Genomic DNA, 19,242 nt, shown 5'->3' on the forward strand with positions numbered 1-19,242 from the left:
CTAACGATGAATTACAAGTAACGCATACGTTACAAGCTTTGCCTCCAACATATTTTTATTTTTCAAACAATCATTAATCAAATTATGAGCAACAGAGTATTATCTGTAGGAAGCCAGTTTCCTGCATTCAAGAAGAAAGCAGTAGTATCTATCGAGAAAGGCAAAGAGTTTACCGATCTGACCAACGAATTCGCTTCAAAAGATGGCAAATGGACGGTGATGTTCTGGTGGCCGAAAGATTTCACTTTTGTTTGCCCAACAGAGATTGCAGAATTCAACAAGAAAGCAGGTGAGTTTTCGGATCGTGACACAGTACTGATAGGCGCTTCTACCGATTCTGAATTTGTACATGCTGCCTGGAGAAGAGATCATGCTGATCTGCGTGACCTGAAATTCCCAATGCTGGCTGACACTTCAAAATCTCTCGCTGATGAACTCGGCATTCTTGATCAGGACGAAAAGATCGCTTACCGCGCTACTTATATCATCGATCCTCAGGGTATCGTTCGTTGGGTTAGCATCAACGATCTGAACGTCGGCCGCAATGTGCAGGAAGTGATCCGTGTGCTGGATGCCCTGCAAACTGACGAGCTCTGCCCTTGCAACTGGAAAAAAGGCGAAGAGACGCTGACAACACAACTCAGCCTTAACTAATAAACCCTCCTTACAGCTGGCTTCCGCTATGGATCTTTTCAGCCGGAAATGAAAAGGTGGCCGGAAGCCGGTCAGGAGGAGATAAAAAAAGATCAACGATGAGCGAAATACTTACGATACAAAACGAAACGCTGAACAACCTTCTGGCCGACCTCCAGATCAGTGGATATATTCCTTCTGCCAATGTAATGGCGCTGGTACAGGCTGAGTCGCGTTTTATAAAAGACCTTAAGATCAATGTCGGCAACGCGATCAATAATACACAATATCTAAGCCGCAAGGAAGCAGTGCTGATCGCTTTGGCTGTTGCGGTAAATGAGAAGTTTGTATTGCTGCAGGAAAGCTTTACCACGCTCGCGAAAGAAACCGGAGCTTCGGATGCAGAGATCGCCGAAGTGGTGGCCTGTACTTCTTTAATGAATACCAACAATGTATTCTATCGGTTCCGTCACTTTATGCAGAAGGACTTTTACAATAACCAGCCGGCCGGTATCAAAATGAGCATCATGATGAACCCGGTAACAGGGAAAGAGTTTTTCGAATTGCTGAGCCTTGTCATTTCGGCGGTGAACGGTTGTGAAATGTGTGTTTCCTCCCATGAGCAATCTGTTTTACAGCACGGAGCAAGCGAGTCAAAGATCTTTGAAGCGGTTAAAGCCGGTTCAATCATCAAAGGACTCATCACTGTACTTGCCTGATAATACAGCTCCTCTATATAAATAACTGCGAAGAAAAAATGCCAGTCATATGCGGCATTTGATCTTCGCAGTTTAAGTTTAGGGCAACAGTGCCTAACCGATGTCAGCAATGCCCCGGATCCAACAGATTTTTTTTATCGCGATATTTTCGCTGACCGCAGCAATATCATCCGGGCAGGACTCTTTATTTTCTGTTGTGAATTTGTGCAATAGAGTTCAGGATGTAACCGTATGGCTGAATGTGTTTTCAAACGACCCTGCTTTTGCAAACGCAAAGAACGCAATAGAGAAGGCTGCAATTGATAAGAACGAACATGGAGTAATGTTCGGCAGAGATGCATCGGGAAAGATGATCCATTCCGGGATAGTGAGTGAAAAGACAAGGAACGCTTCTTCCGTAAATATCAATTTTCCCGGAGCTTTTGCAGATATGCATAATCATCCGGGAAATACAGCACCTTCTGCAGGGGATATTTACAATCTGATCAAGGTCAACAGGCATCACTCCGCATTTGATACGAGATGTGCAATGCTTGCCAACGGAACAATTTATGCCATTGTAATAACTGACAGGCAAAAGGCAGACTCTTTTATAAGCAAATATCCGCCCGAACAAACTGCCGGATATTCTCCCCGGTTCCCGGAGAAGCTGTTCAGCGAATTCGCCGAGATCAAATCTTACCTGATCAATATCCAGGAAATGGATAGAATGAAAGCGGATGAGATTGCGACTGCGTTTATTCTTGACAAATACAATTGTGGAGTCGATTTGTTTCTCTATGATGGATCAAAACGATTTTCACGGGTTGTGGTCAGGGAAATGATCAGTGGGAATGGAAACAGATTCTACCAAATGGAGCTGTGCGCAGAATAGTTAAAGAAAGCCTCTGCTGCATGTCTCTCGAACCCCAGATCTGTAGTATTGCGGCGCATTAATAACCCCATAGACAACCATGAAAGCAGTTGATATCCCAGCCATATTTTGTACATCAGGAGAATGACCGACGATATCAGGGATAGGGCTCTCGCCTTATAAGGTAAACGTCTTCAGGGGTTTTAATTCAAATGCCGTTTAATTGACCGGTCATGGGTCAATTAAACGGCATTGTATTCATTTAACTAAATAGTCGGCCGCCAGGATTGATCGTCTACTTTAACGGAAAATCCCAGATAGGGTTTACTCCCAGCAAATGTTCAACAAAGTAATTCCACTTTTTCTTGGTGAAATAATCATTGTACTTGCCGGTATATCCGTGATGCTGGCTTGGAAGTATCAGCATATCAAATTCTTTGTCCGCTTTCACGAGTGCCTCCGCTAGCTTGAATGTAGCCGATGGATTAACATTTTCATCGATGCCTCCATGCACGATCAATAGCTTTCCTTTAAGGTTACCTGCCATCGTGATATTTGATACCTGGTGATAAGTAGAATCCACTGGCCAGCCCATATACATTTCCGGCCACCAGTCTTTTTCCATACGGAAATCGTGGTCAGCAGAACTTGCTACGGATACTTTATAAAAGTCCGGAAACTCCAGTACGGCATGTCCCGCATCATAGCCTCCCGCGGAGTGTCCAAAAATTCCCACGCGCGAGGTATCGATCCAGCTATAACGCCTGCCAAGATCTTTTATGGCAATAACATGGTCTGTCAGGTTTTTGCCCATGTTTTTATAGGAAACATTATGAAATGCTTTGGAACGATTAGCGGTTCCGAGTCCATCAACAGCAACGACAATAAAACCCAGCTCAGCCAGGGCCTGGTTTGATCTTGAAATACCGGTCATGAAATTTCTTGGGAACATATAAGTATGCGGTCCTGTATAAGTCTGATCAATAACAGGGTATTTTTTGCTGGCATCGAAGTTGCTCGGCTTCCAGACAGCGCCGTAAATCGTTGTTACTCCATCACGGCCAATGGTTGAAAAAGCTTCCGGCATTGGGAAGTTCATTGCCTGTAGCGCTGTTATATCAGCTTGAGCAATCGTGGTAACTTGTTTCCCGGTCTTTCCATCCCGCAGCAGGAAAACAGGTGCTTTATCCAGTGTAGAGATATTATCTATGAAGTACTTTCCCCCGGGTGCTATTGAAACATCGTGATTGGCAATTTCCGGAGTAAGCAGGGTTAAGCCTGTTCCGTTCATTTGTATCCGGTAAAGATGTTGGTAGTAAGGATTCCGGCCAGGTTCCTTTCCAGAGGCCGTAAAAAAGATCGTCTGGCCCTTTTCATCAACGTCGATAATATCATTTACATAAAAATCGCCACTCGTGATTGGCTTGAGGCTTTTATCCTTTGTGTTCAACAGGTAAAGCTGACGCCAGCCACTGCGTTCTGAGATCAGCAACATGCGGGATGGATCATCCAGCTGAGATGACCTGAAATTATCGATATTTGTTTTGCTTGTTTCTGTATAAATGAGCTCTTGTTTCTTCGATGCCGGCTCAAAACGAAAGATATCTATCTGCTGATAACCGCGCACCTGCCTTTCTATGAACGATACGCCTGGTTCTTTTCCCCATTCACATGAAGCGGCATTCACATCCCTGAATTCATCTTTACGGATCTCTTCACCTGTTGCGACATTGAAATACACGGGAGTCATATACACCATGTTTGTATCGCCGGGGGAACCACGGTAGTAAGAAAGCAATTTGGGTTTGAAAAGCGTGTCTATGCTCCAGTCGAGGAGATACATCTTTTCACCCTTACGCAGATCGCAGATATATGCCTGGATCCATTTGGAATCCGGCGACCAGCTTACAGAAAAGTGCTGTGGACGTTCGCCATTTTCTCCTTCGATCAGTTCTCCCCATCCATAGTACGTCGCATATTCATAGTTTTTGAAACCTGCTGTACTGAGTTGTTTTACTTCTCCGCTGGCGGTGTTTTTTATGAACAGGTTATAGTCCTTTGAATAAGCAACCCAGAGACCATCGGGGGATTTTTGTTCCATTCGGTTGTTCCCGGATCGTTTCTTCCGTGTAAGAGAATAGTTACTGAGATCAAGTGAGTACTCACGTCCCTCCACGTTCAGATCTATATGCGTCCTATCTGCGTAACGCGCAATACTGATGGGAAGGTCTGTTGGTTTAACATCTCTTTTTAATGAATCGGAAAGAATTTTTGAAAGGCGATCATGATCAAAGAGTGTTTCCTGTTTCATCTTCTTCCACTCTATCTTGTAAAAGGACTTCCTGTCTTTATCCTGCAATTGATAAGACACCCCTGTACTGTCGCCAAACCAGGAGTAAGGCACATTTACATTAAAGATCTTTTTATTGACTACGTTGGAATACATAAAGGAAACAGCCCTTGCATAATCGGTTTTGCTGAGTTGCTGCGAAAAACAATTGACGAATAGAAACAGGAACACAAAAGAGAACGAAGATTTCTTCATTTGAATGGTTTTGGCTCTTAAATGTAAGTCATTTTCTGCCGCATCAGTAAACACCGGTTATTGCTTTGTTCTTCCGCGCCTGCTGGTAAGCGCAACGCCCATAAGAACGAGCAGAGCCCCGAGGATCTGCCAGACGGTAACTTTCTCGCTCAGGAAAATAATGGCTATAGCGGCTCCGATCACCGGGTCAAAGTTCATGAAGTTGCCCACCTGTACCCCCGACAGGGTTTTTAACACCCGGTTGTAAAGAATATAGCAAATAGCGGAAGAAAAAATACCGAGATAAAGAACCGCCAGCCAGGCTTTGAATGAGACCGAAGGAAACTCCGCAGTCCGCCACAATTCAATGGCAACAGCCGGAATCAATACCAGCGTGCCGATCGTTGTACTTATGGCGGTAAGCTGAACCGCATCATAACGTTCAAGGCTTTTCGAAATAATGGTGTAAAATCCCCATGCCAGTACAGCGAAGATCATCAGTGTATTTCCAAGGATGGCATTCCTGGCACCATAAAATTCCCCTACGAATCCGATCAGCACAACGCCTGCCATAGAACACACAACGCCTGCGATCTGAACTTTCCTCAACCGCTCTTTCAGAAAGATAATCGAGAGAAGAATGATCGAGATAGGAATAAAGCCCTGGATCAATGCGCCGGCAGCCGCCGTTGTATAGTATAACGCCATATTAAAGAACAGGTAGAAGAAAGTGATGCCTGTCAGACCCATTAACGCTACCTTTTTCATTGGCGGACCTGCCTGGAGGAGCTGCATCTTTTTCTTATGGATCAAATAATATGGGATCAGGCAAATCGCCGCTACACCATTCCGCAGAAATGCAAAGAAATAAGGAGGGATGCTTTCTACAGCCACCTTTGTTACAGCTGAAGCGCTACCCCAGATGGTTACGATCAATATGATGCTCAGTAAAGCGCCGGTTTTGCTTTTAGGAGACGGCATTATGTCTATAGATTAATGACGTTGAATTTAATCATTTAGCCGGAAATCAAAGGTTTCATAAGTCAGGAGCGGATTTATCTCGCTGAATGACCGTTGAACGGCTATTTCGCCCAATTGAACCGTTTATGCTTCCCTCGTTGGGCTGGCCAGTTAATTTTGTAAAATGAAGAGATTTGCCTTTTCCACGCTATTGTTGTTTTTGCTTTCTGGTCTGTCAGCACAGATAAGGATTGCCACATATCAGTATGCAGATAATGATCGAATCGCTAATATAGAACCGTTCGCGAAGCATTTGAAAACTGTATATGGACTGGACACCCGGGTGAAAAGTTACCCGACGGTACATGCATTTATAGATGCTATCAGGAATAATGAGGCAGACGTTGCGCTCATCAATACATTCGGGTATTTCCTTTTACAGGTAGCTGACAAGCCGTATCCAATGCGCCCCTTACTCACGCTTGCGATCAGGGAAGATGCAAAGGATAATTACAAAACGGCTTTTCTCTCTTCGACAAAATCAACGATCACAGCGTTGGAAGACGTAAAAAAATCTGCTGCTGATACAAGGCTGGCGCTTGTTGCAAAAGGTTCCACTTCTGGTAATATGCTACCAAGGCTGGCGCTTAGCTATGCCGGGATCAAAGATGCGGAGCAATCTTTTGCGAAAGTAATGTATGCAGGCACTCATGCCAGGGCGATCGATGCGGTATTAAATAATGAAGCGGATCTTGCAACAATGGGATTGACGGAGTACCAGCGGTATCTTGAAAGAGATTCAGCAAATGCATCAAAGCTTCGTCTTGTTTGGGTTTCTCCCGAAATCCCTCTCGGACCTGTATTGTTTAATAATAAACTGTCAAAGCAAGATATAGAAACATTAAGCAGGGCTTTTCTTGAGTTGAATGAAAAAGATCCGGAATCGCTTAATGCAATAAAAGCCGGATGGTCGGAAGCAAAACAGGCAACAAAATATATCACGATCACCGATTCTTTCTACAACCCGTTCAGGAAAGTTTTGGGAAATCAAAAGGATCTTGAGCGCATCCTTCGTCAGTTTGCAGAATGATAATTATACGAGTAGTTTAAGCACTTCGTTCCGGTAAAGCTTGCCAATGGGCAGTTCTGTTTTTCCGATCTCAATGATCTCCGAAGTAAACGATTTGATCTGTGTCAACGAAACGATATACGATCTGTGTATCCTGACGAATTCGCGTTCCGGCAACATTGCTTCCACGGAACTGATGGATTGCTTGGTAATGATCGTTTCCGTATTTGTGATCACTTTGATATAATCCTTCATGCTTTCGATATAGAGCACATCGCGCAGCATTACTTTTATCATTTTCCGGTCAGCACGGAAATAAACAAATGAGTCGTTTTTCTTTTCCTCCACCCCGGCCGGTTCGGGCTTTGTCTGTGAGAGTTGAAATGCCTTATCGACAGCTTTAAGAAAACGGTCGAACTGAATTGGCTTAAGGAGATAGTCCACAATATCGAGTTCATAGCCTTCCAGCGCATACTCTGCAAATGCTGTCGTAAATATTACTTTTGGCGGAAACTTTAGTGTTTTAAGGAAATCATTGCCATTTAGTTGAGGCATTCTTATATCAAGAAAGATCAGGTCAACGGAATTCTTTTGCAAAAAGGCAAATGCCTGAAGAGCATTACCGCATTCGCCGGAGAACTGTAGCCCGGGAATTTGTTCTATATACCTTCGAATGATCTCGCGCGCTGGCGGCTCATCGTCCACAACCAGGCAACGGATGAGATTTTGTTCAGCCATGGGATGATCCGGTTTTGTTTGTATGAATGGAGTTGCCCGCCATTGGTTCAAGTTCGACTTTCAGGTTCACAATGAATACATCATCATCATTTGTGACCACAAGATCGTGTTTGTTCGGATATAATAATTCAAGCCGCTTCTCAACATTTCTGACTCCGATACCAGATGCGCTTTCGATGATTTGGGATTCCGCTGATTTCCCGTTCATTAATTTCATTCGCATCATATCACCTTTCAGAGTGATCTGCAGATTGATCCAGGGTTGTTCAAGAATGCGACTGGTACCATGTTTAAAGCTGTTTTCGATCAGGGGAAGAACAAGCAACGGTGCGATCTGAAGATCGTTCGTGTCTTCCGGTATGTCGACATGCAGATCCAATGCATTCCCATAGCGAACTTTTTCCAATTCAATATAATCCCTGATCATCTTTAACTCTTGGGAAAGAGGAACAAGTGGTTGATTACACTCATAAAGAATGAATCGAAGCAGATCAGAAAGACCGGTTACCAACCTGGATGCTTCGGGGGATGTATTCTGTGTGTAGGAATAAATATTGTTCAGCGTGTTAAAAAGGAAGTGTGGATGAACCTGTGCCTTTAAGAGCTGCAATTGGCTTTCCACGTTTTCTTTTTGCAGTTGAAGATTTCGCTGTTCTTTCAGATAAAGAGATTTCATCAGTTTGATTGCAGCCGCAACACCGGCAATAGTTAGCCCGCCGCGGAGACCTGCCATAAGAGAAAGATGGATAGAAAGCCAGGAGCCACGGGGAGGTCTGTAGTAAGATTCACCGGAAATAGCCAGTCTGATCGGCTCAACTATCGTGAGAGCGATCGTGGCAGAAAGGCCGGCAGCAGCGAGCGCAAGAATGGCCACCCCTATAGCACTCATGAGGTATTTCTGTTTCAGAATATATCTCGGGATCAGGAAGTACATCAATGAATAAGACAGGAACATGTGCACTACCAGAAAGATCAGTGACTCCAGTAAGGAAAGCGGCAGGCGTTGCAGGAATGCCTGTGCACTGTACATGGCAACGAACGAATAAAGAAATCCCTGGAAAAGCCACCAGGTGATCCAGAACAGCAGATGCCGCCGCAGGCGGTATTTTCGTTCATCTGAAAATATAAAAGGATAGCGACCCATATCTGTATTAAAAATACAACGCATGCTTCGATCGGCATGAGCTTATAGCCGTTTATCGCTATACGGCTGGTTTCCGGCGACAAACGGCGCAGAAGATGTCCGGTAGCCGAAAGTCATGGTATTCGCCCGACGATCACGGGCATTGCTACGCGCAAAGACAGTGACAGACCAACGGTGATGATCTCCCTGCCAACACCTTCCTACGAACAAAAAAAGACCCCATTCTGTATGGACAGAGCAGGGTCTGACTCACCGCGGTGAGTAACCACAATCACGAGGTATATCTTAGAGAGTACTTTTCACAAGCGCCAGGCCTTCCATGTTCTGTTCTTTATTCTCGAATGCCAGAAGAGCGGATTCAAGAGCCCGTTTCAATTTCATTTTTACCTTACGTTTGTTTGTGTTCAATTTAACTCCTTCAATATTTTCAGCATAAATAAGCACATCGTTATTGTTATAAAACCGAACGATGTGGTTCAGGGGAGTTTTGACATTTCCTTCGACAACCCAATAGCCTTTATCAGAAGCCCATTTGGGTTTGTAAATTGTTTGTTCCTGCGCCGGAGCAACAAGAGTACTAAGCATAAATATGGCGATAAGAAGGCCACAGGTGATCATTTTTTTCATTGGTTTAATGGTTAATTGTTCAAAAATCAGGATCCGCGGGCGTTGTATCGTTCCTCTTTAACAATATGAAGCTACGCATGAAAATCACGGAGAAATTTGATAATAGATGAACAGATGCATTACTCTGCCATAGAATGACCGACAGTGGACAAGCGATGTATGTACGCTAAAAAGGACGTTTATCATCGAAAACATGCGTTTAGTCGATAAAGGGGATGTTTTACGGCTAATGGCTGTCGATAAAAGGCTAATTCATTTCGTTTACGCTGCTTGCCCGGCCGAGTTATTCACATTTTTCCTGTTTGGAACAGCATTTGCCAATTGCAGGTCAAGGTTTGTCCAGGTAGTATTTTTTTAGCGTAAAACTGATTATATGTGGAATCATGACATGTACCAACCAGGAAAGCAAGCCAGCCATTTTCTCACCCTGAACACGGTGGACTGTGTTGATATTTTTATCCGCCCGGTTTATAAGCAGGTGATCGTACATACACTGAACCATTTTATCGACAGCAAAGGCCTCGTCGTATTTTCATGGTGTTTAATGACCAATCATCTTCATCTTCTCGTTCAGCCACAGGATGGTTATTCAATAGAAGAGATCGAACAGGAATACAAAGCATTCACCACACAAAAGATCCTTGCGGCAATGGAAACAGAGCCGGAAACCAGGAAGGACTGGATGTTGAAACGTTTTGAAGGGTATGTAAACGATCCTGGTAAGATCCGTCAGTATAATATTTGGCAGAATCGCAGCAGTCGCAGCATAATAGAAATGGATAAGCCCGCTGGCCTCGTTGAATATTATGAGTACATCCATGAAAATCCGGTTCGCGAAAGGTTTGTTGACCACGCACCCGATTTTCCATATAGCTCCGCCCGCGATTATGCAGGTTCCCGTGGCCTTGTCAACATTACAAAACTCCCTTCGATCGAACAGCTGCTGGCAGCATCCGAAAGCTTCAGTGGAAGTTTTCTGGTGAAGCACGTGCGGAATTAATGAAGGATCACACACGAGCTTCCTGGCTTAAGCAAAACTTCACCCGGACCGATGACGTTTAAAGATCTATCCAGTTTTAAATGACTGCCTGGTCCCAGGGTTCACCGTCAATCGTCCTATCCCTCATAATACCTATATTTGTCGCTCAGACAAAAGCGAAGTCCCTGCATGGCCACCCGCCCTAAAAAGAAGGTTTTACGCGCTATATTTATTCTTTCAGTTCTCCTCTTCGTCTCCGTTGCGGGTTGGTTTATTTACAAATGGTTGATGTATCGCCAGGTGAAGTTTACCCGCTATCCTGAATTCGGGATCACCATTCCGAACAACTATACGATCCATGGTATTGATGTATCCCGGTATCAGAATATTATTGCCTGGGAAGAAGTGAAGAAAATGCAGGTCCATGATGTACAGCTTGGCTTTGCATTTATCAAGGCAACAGAAGGCATCGGGAATATGGATCCTCAATTTCAGCGTAACTGGAAAAAGACGAAATCGAGTGAAATGATCAGGGGGGCTTATCATTTCTTTATTGCCAGTAAGGACGGGAAATTACAGGCGGAGAATTTTATCAAACGCGTTGAGCTGGAATCGGGCGATCTCCCTCCTGTCCTGGATGTTGAACAACGCTTTGGCGTGCCCAAAGCACGTTTGCAAAAAGAAGTAAAGAAATGGCTGGAAACAGTGGAGGCGTATTACGGAGTGAAACCGGTGATCTACACAAATGTTGACTTCTACAAGCAAAACCTTGGTGCTGATTTCGATAAATACCCTCTCTGGGTGGCTCATTACTATCAGCAGGAACAACCACGCATAGAGAGAAGCTGGTCTTTCTGGCAGCACAATGATCAGGGTAACGTGAACGGAATAACGGCAAAGGTGGATTTCAATGTATTCAAAGGAGACTCAACCGACTTCAAAGCGCTGCTCGTTCCTTAGAACATTTTCCCAATTGAATTTATTGCGCTCAGATCAATGGTCGCAATCATCCGCATGCGCATGATCATGGATCCGGCATTTGCGGTAATTAGTGAAGTGGGCGGTAACAATGAGGATCACAGCCGGGATCAGCAACCAGGTATCATAATGAACGAAAAACAGCTTTATGATCAAAAGAATGATCCCGACGCTGAACAAGATAAAAGGCCATTTGTTGTGATGATGCTTCCTGTATCCATGATAGAGTGAATATGCGCCGATACAGAAAGCAAGAAGCACCATAACGGCTTCAAAGACCATATTATGGATGATGTTTATGCCAAACAACGGAAGGGATGACAGAAACAGCGGCAATACCGCGCAATGAATAGCGCACGCGACAGAAGCCGTGATACCTAAAGCGTCCCAATTTATTCTTCCTTGCATAATGGACGGCAAATATAAGGATAAAAGCAACGCTGTTGCAAAAAATAGATCTGAATGTGGCAAAATGATGGTCCTGTGGTAACTTTGCGGCACAAACAGGTATATGTCAAAAAAATGGAAGTTATACACCGGCTTTTTCGCCGTACTGGTCCTGGTTTTTTTCCTGTCCGTAAAAAAATGGCTGGTAAAAAAAGATACGATCTCTGTGGTTCAACCTTTTGCTTTTACGAACCAGGATGGTCAGAAAGTGACGGATAAAGATGTTGAAGGCAAGGTTTATGTGGCGGAGTATTTTTTTACTACCTGTCCGGGAATCTGTCCTACGATGAACAGGAATATGCGGCAGGTTTATGACAAATTCAAAGGGGAGAAAGATTTTCTGATCCTCTCCCATACCTGTCAGCCCGAAGTTGATTCGGTAGCGCAGTTAAAACATTACGCAGATTCCATGCAGGTAGATACCAAACAGTGGATCTTCCTCACCGGCCGCAAGGACAGTCTTTACACCATGGCGAGAACGAGCTATACGATCGATGACCCGGCAAACAATCTCAAGAGTATTGAAGATGATTTTATGCATACGCAGTTCTGGGCATTGGTTAACCAGAAAGGTGAGGTCAAAAAGATCTATGATGGTTTGAAGCCGAGTGAGATCAGGGAAATGGAAAAAGACATTGAAAAATTGCTTGGAAAGTAACGTCTATGAATAGCGATATCAAAGAACTACTCAAGAAAAGTCAGCTGAGCGTTACCGCCAGCCGAGAGAAGATACTTCAGCTTTTCCTCGAGCAGGAAGGTGCGCTTGCGCATGGTGATATAGAAAAAAAAGCGGGAGAAAAATTCGATCGTGTTACCGTTTATCGCACGTTACAAACTTTTGTAGAGAAGGGGATCATCCATACTATTCCAACCTCGGACAACTCTATCCGGTATGCACTCTGCAAGGATGATTGTGCATCGGGCCATCATCATGATCATCATGTTCACTTTGTTTGCAACGAATGCAACAATACATTCTGCCTTGACGATGTTGTAACCCCTACCATTAAATTACCCTCCGGCTATTCCCAGGAACATATCGAGGTGGTGGTTAAAGGTGTTTGTAAACATTGCTCCTAACGCTAAGAGTCAATAAGAGGAAAGAAGGAAAAAGAGCGTATGAAGTTGTGGAATGGTTGTCTAAGTGTCTAAGTGTTTAATGGTTTAAAAGTTTAAAGTTTTTGCTTTTGCTTCGGGCCCTCGCCTGATGTAATCAGGCTTGGCGGTATGCTGCAAACGGGTTATTATCACTTGTCCACTTACAGGTTTTTAAGCGATAGCTACCTGATCGGGTACAAAAAAAGTGAGCACGCCTTGAAGAGATATATGCCACTTAGATACGACATTCTGGCACGCGAAGCAGTTGAGGTGTTGCCTGATAATAATCATTCAGGGTCAAACTCCGCGTGTTTTTGAAATGCTTGTTAGTCGTCGTTAGTTCGTCTCTTGGTCGTCCTTTGGCCGTCCAAAGTTTGACGGGATTTTAAGCAGTGAAAAATGGTGACAAGCTGACACGCTGAGGGCGATAAATCTTTTGAGCGACTGGTCCAGGTTTCCTTCTCCGCTTCGCTACGGTGCAAGATCCGGCAGAAGTTTATGCGAGCGATGCTCATCCGGAACATTTCAACCCAAGCCATTTGTGGACCATCCCCCAACTTTTCAACATGATCCCTCTTTTCCCATTCGCCGGCCTCCTTAAAAATAAAAAGCCCCTGTATAGAAATACAGGGACTTAGGTTAAGGCTCTGATTAGTAGCTATTTTAAAATACGGCCGCAAATTGAATCGAGACGCGTATAATTAGATGAAACTTAATTCCTATTCAAAAATAACGCGGGGAAACGAGATTTCCGAATTTGTCTCATACCACTTTGGGGGTATTTTTTAGCCCTCCGGGTGCAAATTGTCCAGTTCCGATTTTACAAATTGCATTAATCCACTGATATGGTCGGGTGAAAGGTCGAATTTCAGCCCGGCCGCCTGGAAAAGCTCCGGTAAAGTTCGTGTTCCTCCAAGTTGTAACGCTGTTATATAATTATTAATAGCCGCGTCCGGATTAGCTTTGAATTGTTGCCATAAACCGATTGCACCAAGCTGTGCGATTCCGTATTCGATATAATAGAATGGAACCTCGAACAGGTGTAGTTGCCTTTGCCAGGAGTGTTCCCGGTAAGATGATAAGCCGGAGAAATCGATCACCGGGGAGGTGAACTCATCAAGAATTCTAAGCCAGTTTGAGACTCTTTCAGCATCCGTATGATTTTGGTTTTCATAGATCCAGTGCTGAAACTTATCTATTGTCGCAATCCATGGGAAAATGGTTATTACCCGCTCCAGTTGCTGTTCTTTTGCCCGGGTAAGTTCTTCTTTGTTATCAAAGAACACCTGCCAGCTGTCCATGCTGAACAATTCCATGCTCATGCTGGCCACTTCCGCGATCTCGGTTGGATATTCTTTAAAACCATTCAATTCAAGCGGATGGGCAAGAAAAGAATGGATGGCATGTCCGCCCTCATGTACCATGGTGGTGACATCATCCAGTTGGCCTGCAGCATTCATGAAAATAAAAGGCGCACCACTTTCTGCCAAAGGGCAATTATAGCCACCCGGAGCCTTACCCTTGCGGCTTTCAAGGTCCAGATGCCCCATGTTTCTCATCATTTCCAGGCAGTCTCCAAAGAACGGGCGCATAGTACGGAAGCAGTCAATTGTTTTAGCCACCAGTTCCTCTCCCGTAGTAAACGGGCGAAGAGGCTGCACTCCTGCTGGCTCTGCTTCAACATCCCATGGACGAAGCGTATCAAGCCCCAGCTTTTTCTTTTTAGCCTCAAGCAGCTGATTGACCAGTGGCATTACATGCAATTTCACTGCTTCATGAAACTGGAAGCAATCCTCTTTAGAGTAATCGAACCTTCCCAATTCAGCAAAGCGGAAATCGCGGTAGTTTGAAAAACCTGTATTCCTGGCCACCTGGTTTCGCTTTTGCAGGAGGGAACTGTAAAGCCCGTTCAGTTCTTCTTTATCCTGCAACCGGCGTTCATTTATTTTTCTGTATGCTTGTTCGCGAATGCTACGGTCTGGGTCTTCCAGGAATTTCGTGGCCTGCTGCAGCGTGTATTCCTGCCCATTCATGGTAATGGTCATCTTTCCGGAGATCATTCCAAACCGCTGCGCTTCTACAGCCAGGGATGCCTGCAGTGGGATGTTCTCTTCTCGGAACAGGTCGATATTCTTTCTGACATTTCGGAGATACGTAAAGAACTTCTTACTGTCAAGTTCGGCTGCAAAAGGACTTTCAACCAATTTCTTATTCAGCTGATCTGCGAGTGGCTGGATCTTCGGTTGAATTTCCATCATGAAGAAATTAAAAGCCTCTTCGAGTGTTTTATTTTCTGTATCGCAGGTCATTTTGATCTGGCGCCAGCAGGCATCTTCGCTTACGATCGATTCAAGTTCGCTAAGATCTTTCAACCATTGTTCAAGGGAAGATGCAGAGTCGATGGGTCTCTCAAGGAGGTTCGTGAAATAAGGTTCAAGGCTTGCCCAATCTTTCACTTCAAAATCCTTCGGCAGAAAATGGCGGGGCAGCTTTTTTATATCCGCACTGTATGTCATAAATGTTTGGGTTTAAAAAATAAAAGCTACAAACATCCAGGGTTGTTGGGTTTGTAGCTTAAAATATTTGGCAGAAAAAAGTACTGAAAGGGTGAATGTGCAGCTAAAGGATTACTCTGCTGACTTCTTCTTGGCTGCCGCTTTTTTCTTTGGCGCTTCAGCTTTGTCTTCTGTATCTTCCTTTTTAGCAGTAGCTTTTTTCTTAGCCGCTGTTTTTTCTTTAGCCGGCTCTTCCGTCGCAGCAGCTTTCTTTTTAGGCGCTTCAGCCTTTTCTTCCTTCTCTTCTTTTTTAGCGGCTGCTTTTTTCTTTGGAGTTTCTTCAACCACGGCTACTTCTTCGGCTTCAGCGACTTCTTCTTCCGCAGGAAGTTCAGACAATTTGATCTCAACATTCTTCTTTTTGAGAACGTCGAACCATTTAACCATCTTTTTCAGATCGCTTGCATATACACGCTCAAAGTCCAGTTCAGGATAGGCGTTCTCGAAATATTTTTTCAATGCTGCATTGTCTTTTCCGTCAGGTAAAGTGCCGCCGGCTTTATCCATTGCATTAAACACTTCCACGAGGTTCACATTCTCCCCTGTTGTGTATACTTCTATACTTTCCAGGTGTGAAAAGTTGTGAATACGTGATGATGCGAATTTGGTGCTGTTATCATCCAGAGAGCGGACAATAGCTCCATCATTCTTACTACTGATCAGTTCATACAGCCCGGGCAAACCGGTTACGGCGACAAGTTTACTATACTCCATAATTTCTTCTTACAAGTTTAAAGGAGCTGCAAGATACTTGAGTTCTGCGAAATGGGTAAAAGCTGTCTTAATTTTCCCAAAGAACGTTGGCTCATGCGGCGTTTTTTCCTGAAAATATCGGGCCACAAAGTACGAAATACCATGGCTGAACTTTTGCTGCATTCCGGGTATGGGCGAAAGTTGTTACGAAATTCGTCGTCCTATACACGTAATAACAATATAAGATGCATTTAAGATTACTTTTCTCCGTGTTATTGGTGTCTACTCTATCCGCTCATTCTCAAAGTGTTAAGGGAAAACTTGTAGACCTTGTCGACAGTAAACCGCTCCAGGGCGCGACCGTTACAATTTCATCCCTGAAGGATTCGACCAAATCATACAATGAAATATCGGACAGCACAGGTGTTTTTCTGTTCCGCGACCTGCCGATCGATTCTTTTTTCGTAAAAGTGAACTATAGTGGTTATGCCCAATATCGTCAGATCGTGGCCACTAATGATTCCATTCCCCAGATCAACCTGGGAACATTATTTATTCCAAAGTCTGTTAAAGAGATCGAAGGGGTGACCGTTGTCTCAAAAGTGCCCCCCGCACAGCAAAAAGGAGATACACTTCAGTTGAACGCTAGTCAATTCAAAGTAAACCCTGACGCAACAACAGAAGACCTGATCAAGAAAATGCCGGGAATTACCGTGGACCGCGATGGTACCGTAACTGCCCAGGGCGAACAGGTCCGGAAAGTAACGATTGATGGCCGTGAATTCTTTGGTGATGATGCAACCGCGGCTCTTCGTAACCTGCCTTCCGATGTGGTAGATAAGATCCAGGTTTTTGATCGTCTGAGTGATCAGGCTGCATTTACCGGGTTTGATGATGGAAACTCCCAAAAGGCATTGAACATTGTTACAAAATCTGGAATTAAAAACGGTCAGTTCGGCCGAATTTTCGCCGGATATGGAACAGATGAAAGGTACTCTGCCGGCGGTAACGTGAGCTTTTTCAAAGGAGACAGACGTCTTTCTTTCGTCGGAAATTTCAATAATATCAATCAGCAGAACTTCGCTTCACAGGACCTGTTAGGCGTTACAAGCAGTGGCAATAACCGCGGCGGTGGTAATTTCGGCGGCGGCGGTGGCGGTCGTGGTGGAGCCGGTGGCGGTAACTTTGGCGGCGGCGGTGGCAACTTTGGTGGTGGTGGAAATAACTTTTCTGTCGGCCAGCAAAGCGGTATCAGCAAAACGAATTCCGTCGGTATCAACTTCTCCGATAAATACGGTAAGAAAGTAGATATGCAAGCCAGTTATTTCTTTAATAACAGCACAACCACGAATGAAAGGATCGTTAGAAGCCAGCTGCCTGTTGATATCAAAACACAGTTCACCGATCAGAATAGCCGGTCATCAACAACAAATACGAACCATCGCTTCAATATGCGTTTGGAGTACCGGATAGACTCAAGCAATTCGATCATTATCAACCCAAGCCTCAGTTTCCAGAACAATGAGTCTGTTTCACAATCGATCGGTAAAACCTACTATGGATTGAATGATTCGCTCAATACATCTGACAACATCAGCCGCTCAAACCGGGATGGATACAATATCAGGAACAACATTCTCTATCGCCACAACTTCAAAAAAAGAGGCCGCACTTTCTCGCTGAACCTGAATACCACGTTCAACAAGAATAATGGCGAAAGCTTCAACAATGTGGCATACCGTTTCTTCGATTCAAATCCTCCAACAGATTCTTTGCAGAACCAGTACAGGGATAATCCGACAAGTGGTTATAATCTTTCTGCTAATTTCTCCTATACAGAACCGATCGGTAAAGGACAATTGCAGTTCAGCTATAACCCGTCTTATCAGAAGAATAAGGCTGACCAGCAAACGTTTGCTTATGAGCCTTTTACAGATAAGTATTCTGTATTTGATCCGGCACTTTCCAATAGGTTTGATAATACGGTGACCACACAGAATGGTGGTCTGACTTACAGGCTCGGACCGTCAAGAGACAATCAATTCTCGGTAGGCGTGAATTTTCAGAATTCAAGACTGCAGAGTGACAGGATCCTGCCCACTCCGACAACGGTTGACCAGTCGTTCAATAACTTCCTGCCAAACCTGATGTGGAGCAAAAGAATGAATGCGAAGAACAGCTTCAGGATCTTCTATCGGGCGAACGTGAACTTCCCGTCTGTTACACAATTGCAGGATGTGGTTGACATCAGCAACCCGTTGCGTGTTTCAATGGGAAACCCTGGTCTGAAACAGTCGTACACTCATTTTGTATCAGGCAGGTACACTTTCACCAACACGCAAAAGGGTCAAACCTTTTTTGCAAACATCTTTTTACAAACAGCACAGGATTATATTACCAGCGCGATCTTCTCTCCGCGTCTGGGCGACTCGACCATTGCTCCCGGAACAGAACTTAAAAGAGGATCTCAGCTGACAAAGCCGGTAAACCTGGATGGATACAAAAGCCTGAGTACATTCTTTACGTACAGCATGCCTGTCAACTTTATCAAGTCTACCATCAACCTTAATGCAGGGTTTACTTATAACAGGCTCCCGGGCCTGTTCAACCAGGAACAGACTGTCACGAACAATTTTGTGTATAGCGGAGGACTGGTTGTGGCAAGTAATATCAGCGAATTTGTCGATTTCAACCTGTCTTATAATGCGAGGATCAATAATGCGAATACAACCACACAATCAACCGGTGATAACAGTTATGTAAACCAGGCCGTGGGCGGACAGGTGAACCTGTTGACAAAGAATGGATGGTTTATTCAGAACGATGTGATCTATCAGTCCAACACAGGTCTTGCGGAAGGGCTTAACACGAACTTTGTGTTGTGGAATGCAGGATTTGGTAAAAAGTTCCTGAAAAACCGTGCGGGGGAATTGAAGCTTTCTGTATTCGATCTGCTTAAGCAAAACCAAAGTGTAACAAGAACAGTAACAGGCCTCGAAATTGTTGATGAGCAGAATAATGTTTTACAGCAATATTTCATGCTGACATTTACATACAGCTTAAAAAACTTTGGAACAGCCAGACCGTCAAGAGGGCCTCAGGGAGGCGGAGGTCGCCCGATGATGAACTTCTAAGCAATTAAAAGTCAAAATTAAAAAGTAAAAAATAAACTCCCTGCAAGGTAAAATACCTTTCATAGGGGGCACGTTTTTTACTTTTTAATTT

General features: G+C 44.3%; 17 protein-coding genes. 9 read left to right on the forward strand and 8 right to left on the reverse strand.

All coding sequences use genetic code 11. The annotated features are described in order from the left end of the window. The first annotated feature begins 84 nt into the window (after positions 1-84). The 3 genes from LZZ85_RS02125 (at position 85) to LZZ85_RS02135 (ending at position 2,226) form a co-directional block, all read left to right on the forward strand. Complete coding sequence (locus LZZ85_RS02125; RefSeq protein WP_237868275.1) at positions 85-654, forward strand: peroxiredoxin; 570 nt, start codon at positions 85-87, stop codon at positions 652-654. Positions 655-752: 98 nt separating this feature from the next. Further along, on the forward strand, positions 753-1,352 hold the full coding sequence (locus LZZ85_RS02130; protein WP_237868276.1) for a carboxymuconolactone decarboxylase family protein: 600 nt from the start codon (positions 753-755) through the stop codon (positions 1,350-1,352). Positions 1,353-1,461: 109 nt separating this feature from the next. Next, complete coding sequence (locus LZZ85_RS02135; RefSeq protein ID WP_237868277.1) at positions 1,462-2,226, forward strand: hypothetical protein; 765 nt, start codon at positions 1,462-1,464, stop codon at positions 2,224-2,226. A gap of 274 nt (positions 2,227-2,500) precedes the next feature. Here LZZ85_RS02135 and LZZ85_RS02140 read toward each other — a convergent pair whose 3' ends face one another. Continuing rightward, positions 2,501-4,750, reverse strand: a complete 2,250-nt coding sequence (locus LZZ85_RS02140; RefSeq protein ID WP_237868278.1) for a S9 family peptidase — start codon at positions 4,748-4,750, stop codon at positions 2,501-2,503. Positions 4,751-4,807: 57 nt separating this feature from the next. Next, positions 4,808-5,710, reverse strand: a complete 903-nt coding sequence (locus tag LZZ85_RS02145; protein ID WP_237868279.1) for a DMT family transporter — start codon at positions 5,708-5,710, stop codon at positions 4,808-4,810. Positions 5,711-5,873: 163 nt separating this feature from the next. Here LZZ85_RS02145 and LZZ85_RS02150 point away from each other — a divergent pair, with 163 nt between their 5' ends. Continuing rightward, a complete protein-coding gene (locus tag LZZ85_RS02150) occupies positions 5,874-6,779 on the forward strand; it encodes a phosphate/phosphite/phosphonate ABC transporter substrate-binding protein (protein WP_237868280.1) in 906 nt (301 codons plus the stop codon). A 3-nt stretch (positions 6,780-6,782) separates the two neighbouring features. Here LZZ85_RS02150 and LZZ85_RS02155 read toward each other — a convergent pair whose 3' ends face one another. The 3 genes from LZZ85_RS02155 to LZZ85_RS02165 form a co-directional block, all read right to left on the reverse strand. Continuing rightward, entirely contained in the window at positions 6,783-7,496 is a 714-nt protein-coding gene (locus LZZ85_RS02155) for a LytR/AlgR family response regulator transcription factor (protein ID WP_237868281.1), read from the reverse strand. Continuing rightward, on the reverse strand, positions 7,489-8,640 hold the full coding sequence (locus LZZ85_RS02160) for a sensor histidine kinase (protein ID WP_237868282.1): 1,152 nt from the start codon (positions 8,638-8,640) through the stop codon (positions 7,489-7,491). Before LZZ85_RS02160 ends, LZZ85_RS02155 begins: the two co-directional genes overlap by 8 nt. A gap of 285 nt (positions 8,641-8,925) precedes the next feature. Then, positions 8,926-9,267 (reverse strand): hypothetical protein, encoded by a 342-nt coding sequence (locus tag LZZ85_RS02165; RefSeq protein ID WP_237868283.1) that lies wholly within the window; start codon positions 9,265-9,267, stop codon positions 8,926-8,928. A 373-nt stretch (positions 9,268-9,640) separates the two neighbouring features. Here LZZ85_RS02165 and LZZ85_RS02170 point away from each other — a divergent pair, with 373 nt between their 5' ends. Together LZZ85_RS02170 and LZZ85_RS02175 are read left to right on the forward strand one after the other, a co-directional pair. After that, positions 9,641-10,267 carry a transposase gene (locus LZZ85_RS02170; RefSeq protein ID WP_237868284.1) on the forward strand — a complete coding sequence of 209 codons (627 nt, stop codon included), beginning with the start codon at positions 9,641-9,643 and terminating at the stop codon, positions 10,265-10,267. Positions 10,268-10,435: 168 nt separating this feature from the next. Beyond that, positions 10,436-11,206, forward strand: coding sequence for a glycoside hydrolase family 25 protein (locus tag LZZ85_RS02175; RefSeq protein WP_237868285.1), 771 nt, complete (start codon positions 10,436-10,438; stop codon positions 11,204-11,206). A 33-nt stretch (positions 11,207-11,239) separates the two neighbouring features. On the opposite strand, the gene LZZ85_RS02180 is transcribed toward LZZ85_RS02175, so the two are convergent. Continuing rightward, entirely contained in the window at positions 11,240-11,632 is a 393-nt protein-coding gene (locus tag LZZ85_RS02180) for a MerC domain-containing protein (RefSeq protein ID WP_237868286.1), read from the reverse strand. Between the two features lie 103 nt (positions 11,633-11,735). On the opposite strand from LZZ85_RS02180, the gene LZZ85_RS02185 reads away from it, so the two are divergent. Both LZZ85_RS02185 and LZZ85_RS02190 read left to right on the forward strand, forming a co-directional pair. Next, on the forward strand, positions 11,736-12,329 hold the full coding sequence (locus tag LZZ85_RS02185) for an SCO family protein (protein WP_237868287.1): 594 nt from the start codon (positions 11,736-11,738) through the stop codon (positions 12,327-12,329). A 5-nt stretch (positions 12,330-12,334) separates the two neighbouring features. After that, on the forward strand, positions 12,335-12,751 hold the full coding sequence (locus LZZ85_RS02190; RefSeq protein WP_237868288.1) for a Fur family transcriptional regulator: 417 nt from the start codon (positions 12,335-12,337) through the stop codon (positions 12,749-12,751). An 803-nt stretch (positions 12,752-13,554) separates the two neighbouring features. Here the strand turns inward: LZZ85_RS02190 and LZZ85_RS02195 are convergent. Both LZZ85_RS02195 and LZZ85_RS02200 read right to left on the reverse strand, forming a co-directional pair. After that, positions 13,555-15,285: a M3 family oligoendopeptidase gene (locus LZZ85_RS02195; protein ID WP_237868289.1), complete on the reverse strand. Its 1,731-nt coding sequence runs from the start codon at positions 15,283-15,285 to the stop codon at positions 13,555-13,557. Between the two features lie 111 nt (positions 15,286-15,396). Next, positions 15,397-16,038, reverse strand: coding sequence for a DUF5606 family protein (locus LZZ85_RS02200; protein ID WP_237868290.1), 642 nt, complete (start codon positions 16,036-16,038; stop codon positions 15,397-15,399). Between the two features lie 224 nt (positions 16,039-16,262). Between LZZ85_RS02200 and LZZ85_RS02205 the strand changes: the two genes are divergently transcribed. Then, positions 16,263-19,151, forward strand: a complete 2,889-nt coding sequence (locus LZZ85_RS02205; protein WP_237868291.1) for a TonB-dependent receptor — start codon at positions 16,263-16,265, stop codon at positions 19,149-19,151. Positions 19,152-19,242: the final 91 nt, after the last annotated feature.

The sequence above is a fragment of the Terrimonas ginsenosidimutans genome, assembly GCF_022012415.1.
GTDB classification, from domain to species: Bacteria; Bacteroidota; Bacteroidia; order Chitinophagales; family Chitinophagaceae; genus Terrimonas_A; species Terrimonas_A ginsenosidimutans.

Coding starts and splice junctions, on each gene's coding strand:
- LZZ85_RS02155 (WP_237868281.1), bottom strand. CDS start 7,496: ATGGCTGAACAAAATCTCATCCGTTGCCTGGTTGTGGACGATGAGCCG.
- LZZ85_RS02165 (WP_237868283.1), bottom strand. CDS start 9,267: ATGAAAAAAATGATCACCTGTGGCCTTCTTATCGCCATATTTATGCTT.
- LZZ85_RS02190 (WP_237868288.1), top strand. CDS start 12,335: ATGAATAGCGATATCAAAGAACTACTCAAGAAAAGTCAGCTGAGCGTT.
- LZZ85_RS02140 (WP_237868278.1), bottom strand. CDS start 4,750: ATGAAGAAATCTTCGTTCTCTTTTGTGTTCCTGTTTCTATTCGTCAAT.
- LZZ85_RS02125 (WP_237868275.1), top strand. CDS start 85: ATGAGCAACAGAGTATTATCTGTAGGAAGCCAGTTTCCTGCATTCAAG.
- LZZ85_RS02205 (WP_237868291.1), top strand. CDS start 16,263: ATGCATTTAAGATTACTTTTCTCCGTGTTATTGGTGTCTACTCTATCC.
- LZZ85_RS02200 (WP_237868290.1), bottom strand. CDS start 16,038: ATGGAGTATAGTAAACTTGTCGCCGTAACCGGTTTGCCCGGGCTGTAT.
- LZZ85_RS02175 (WP_237868285.1), top strand. CDS start 10,436: ATGGCCACCCGCCCTAAAAAGAAGGTTTTACGCGCTATATTTATTCTT.
- LZZ85_RS02195 (WP_237868289.1), bottom strand. CDS start 15,285: ATGACATACAGTGCGGATATAAAAAAGCTGCCCCGCCATTTTCTGCCG.
- LZZ85_RS02185 (WP_237868287.1), top strand. CDS start 11,736: ATGTCAAAAAAATGGAAGTTATACACCGGCTTTTTCGCCGTACTGGTC.
- LZZ85_RS02135 (WP_237868277.1), top strand. CDS start 1,462: ATGCCCCGGATCCAACAGATTTTTTTTATCGCGATATTTTCGCTGACC.
- LZZ85_RS02145 (WP_237868279.1), bottom strand. CDS start 5,710: ATGCCGTCTCCTAAAAGCAAAACCGGCGCTTTACTGAGCATCATATTG.
- LZZ85_RS02170 (WP_237868284.1), top strand. CDS start 9,641: ATGTGGAATCATGACATGTACCAACCAGGAAAGCAAGCCAGCCATTTT.
- LZZ85_RS02180 (WP_237868286.1), bottom strand. CDS start 11,632: ATGCAAGGAAGAATAAATTGGGACGCTTTAGGTATCACGGCTTCTGTC.
- LZZ85_RS02160 (WP_237868282.1), bottom strand. CDS start 8,640: ATGGGTCGCTATCCTTTTATATTTTCAGATGAACGAAAATACCGCCTG.
- LZZ85_RS02150 (WP_237868280.1), top strand. CDS start 5,874: ATGAAGAGATTTGCCTTTTCCACGCTATTGTTGTTTTTGCTTTCTGGT.
- LZZ85_RS02130 (WP_237868276.1), top strand. CDS start 753: ATGAGCGAAATACTTACGATACAAAACGAAACGCTGAACAACCTTCTG.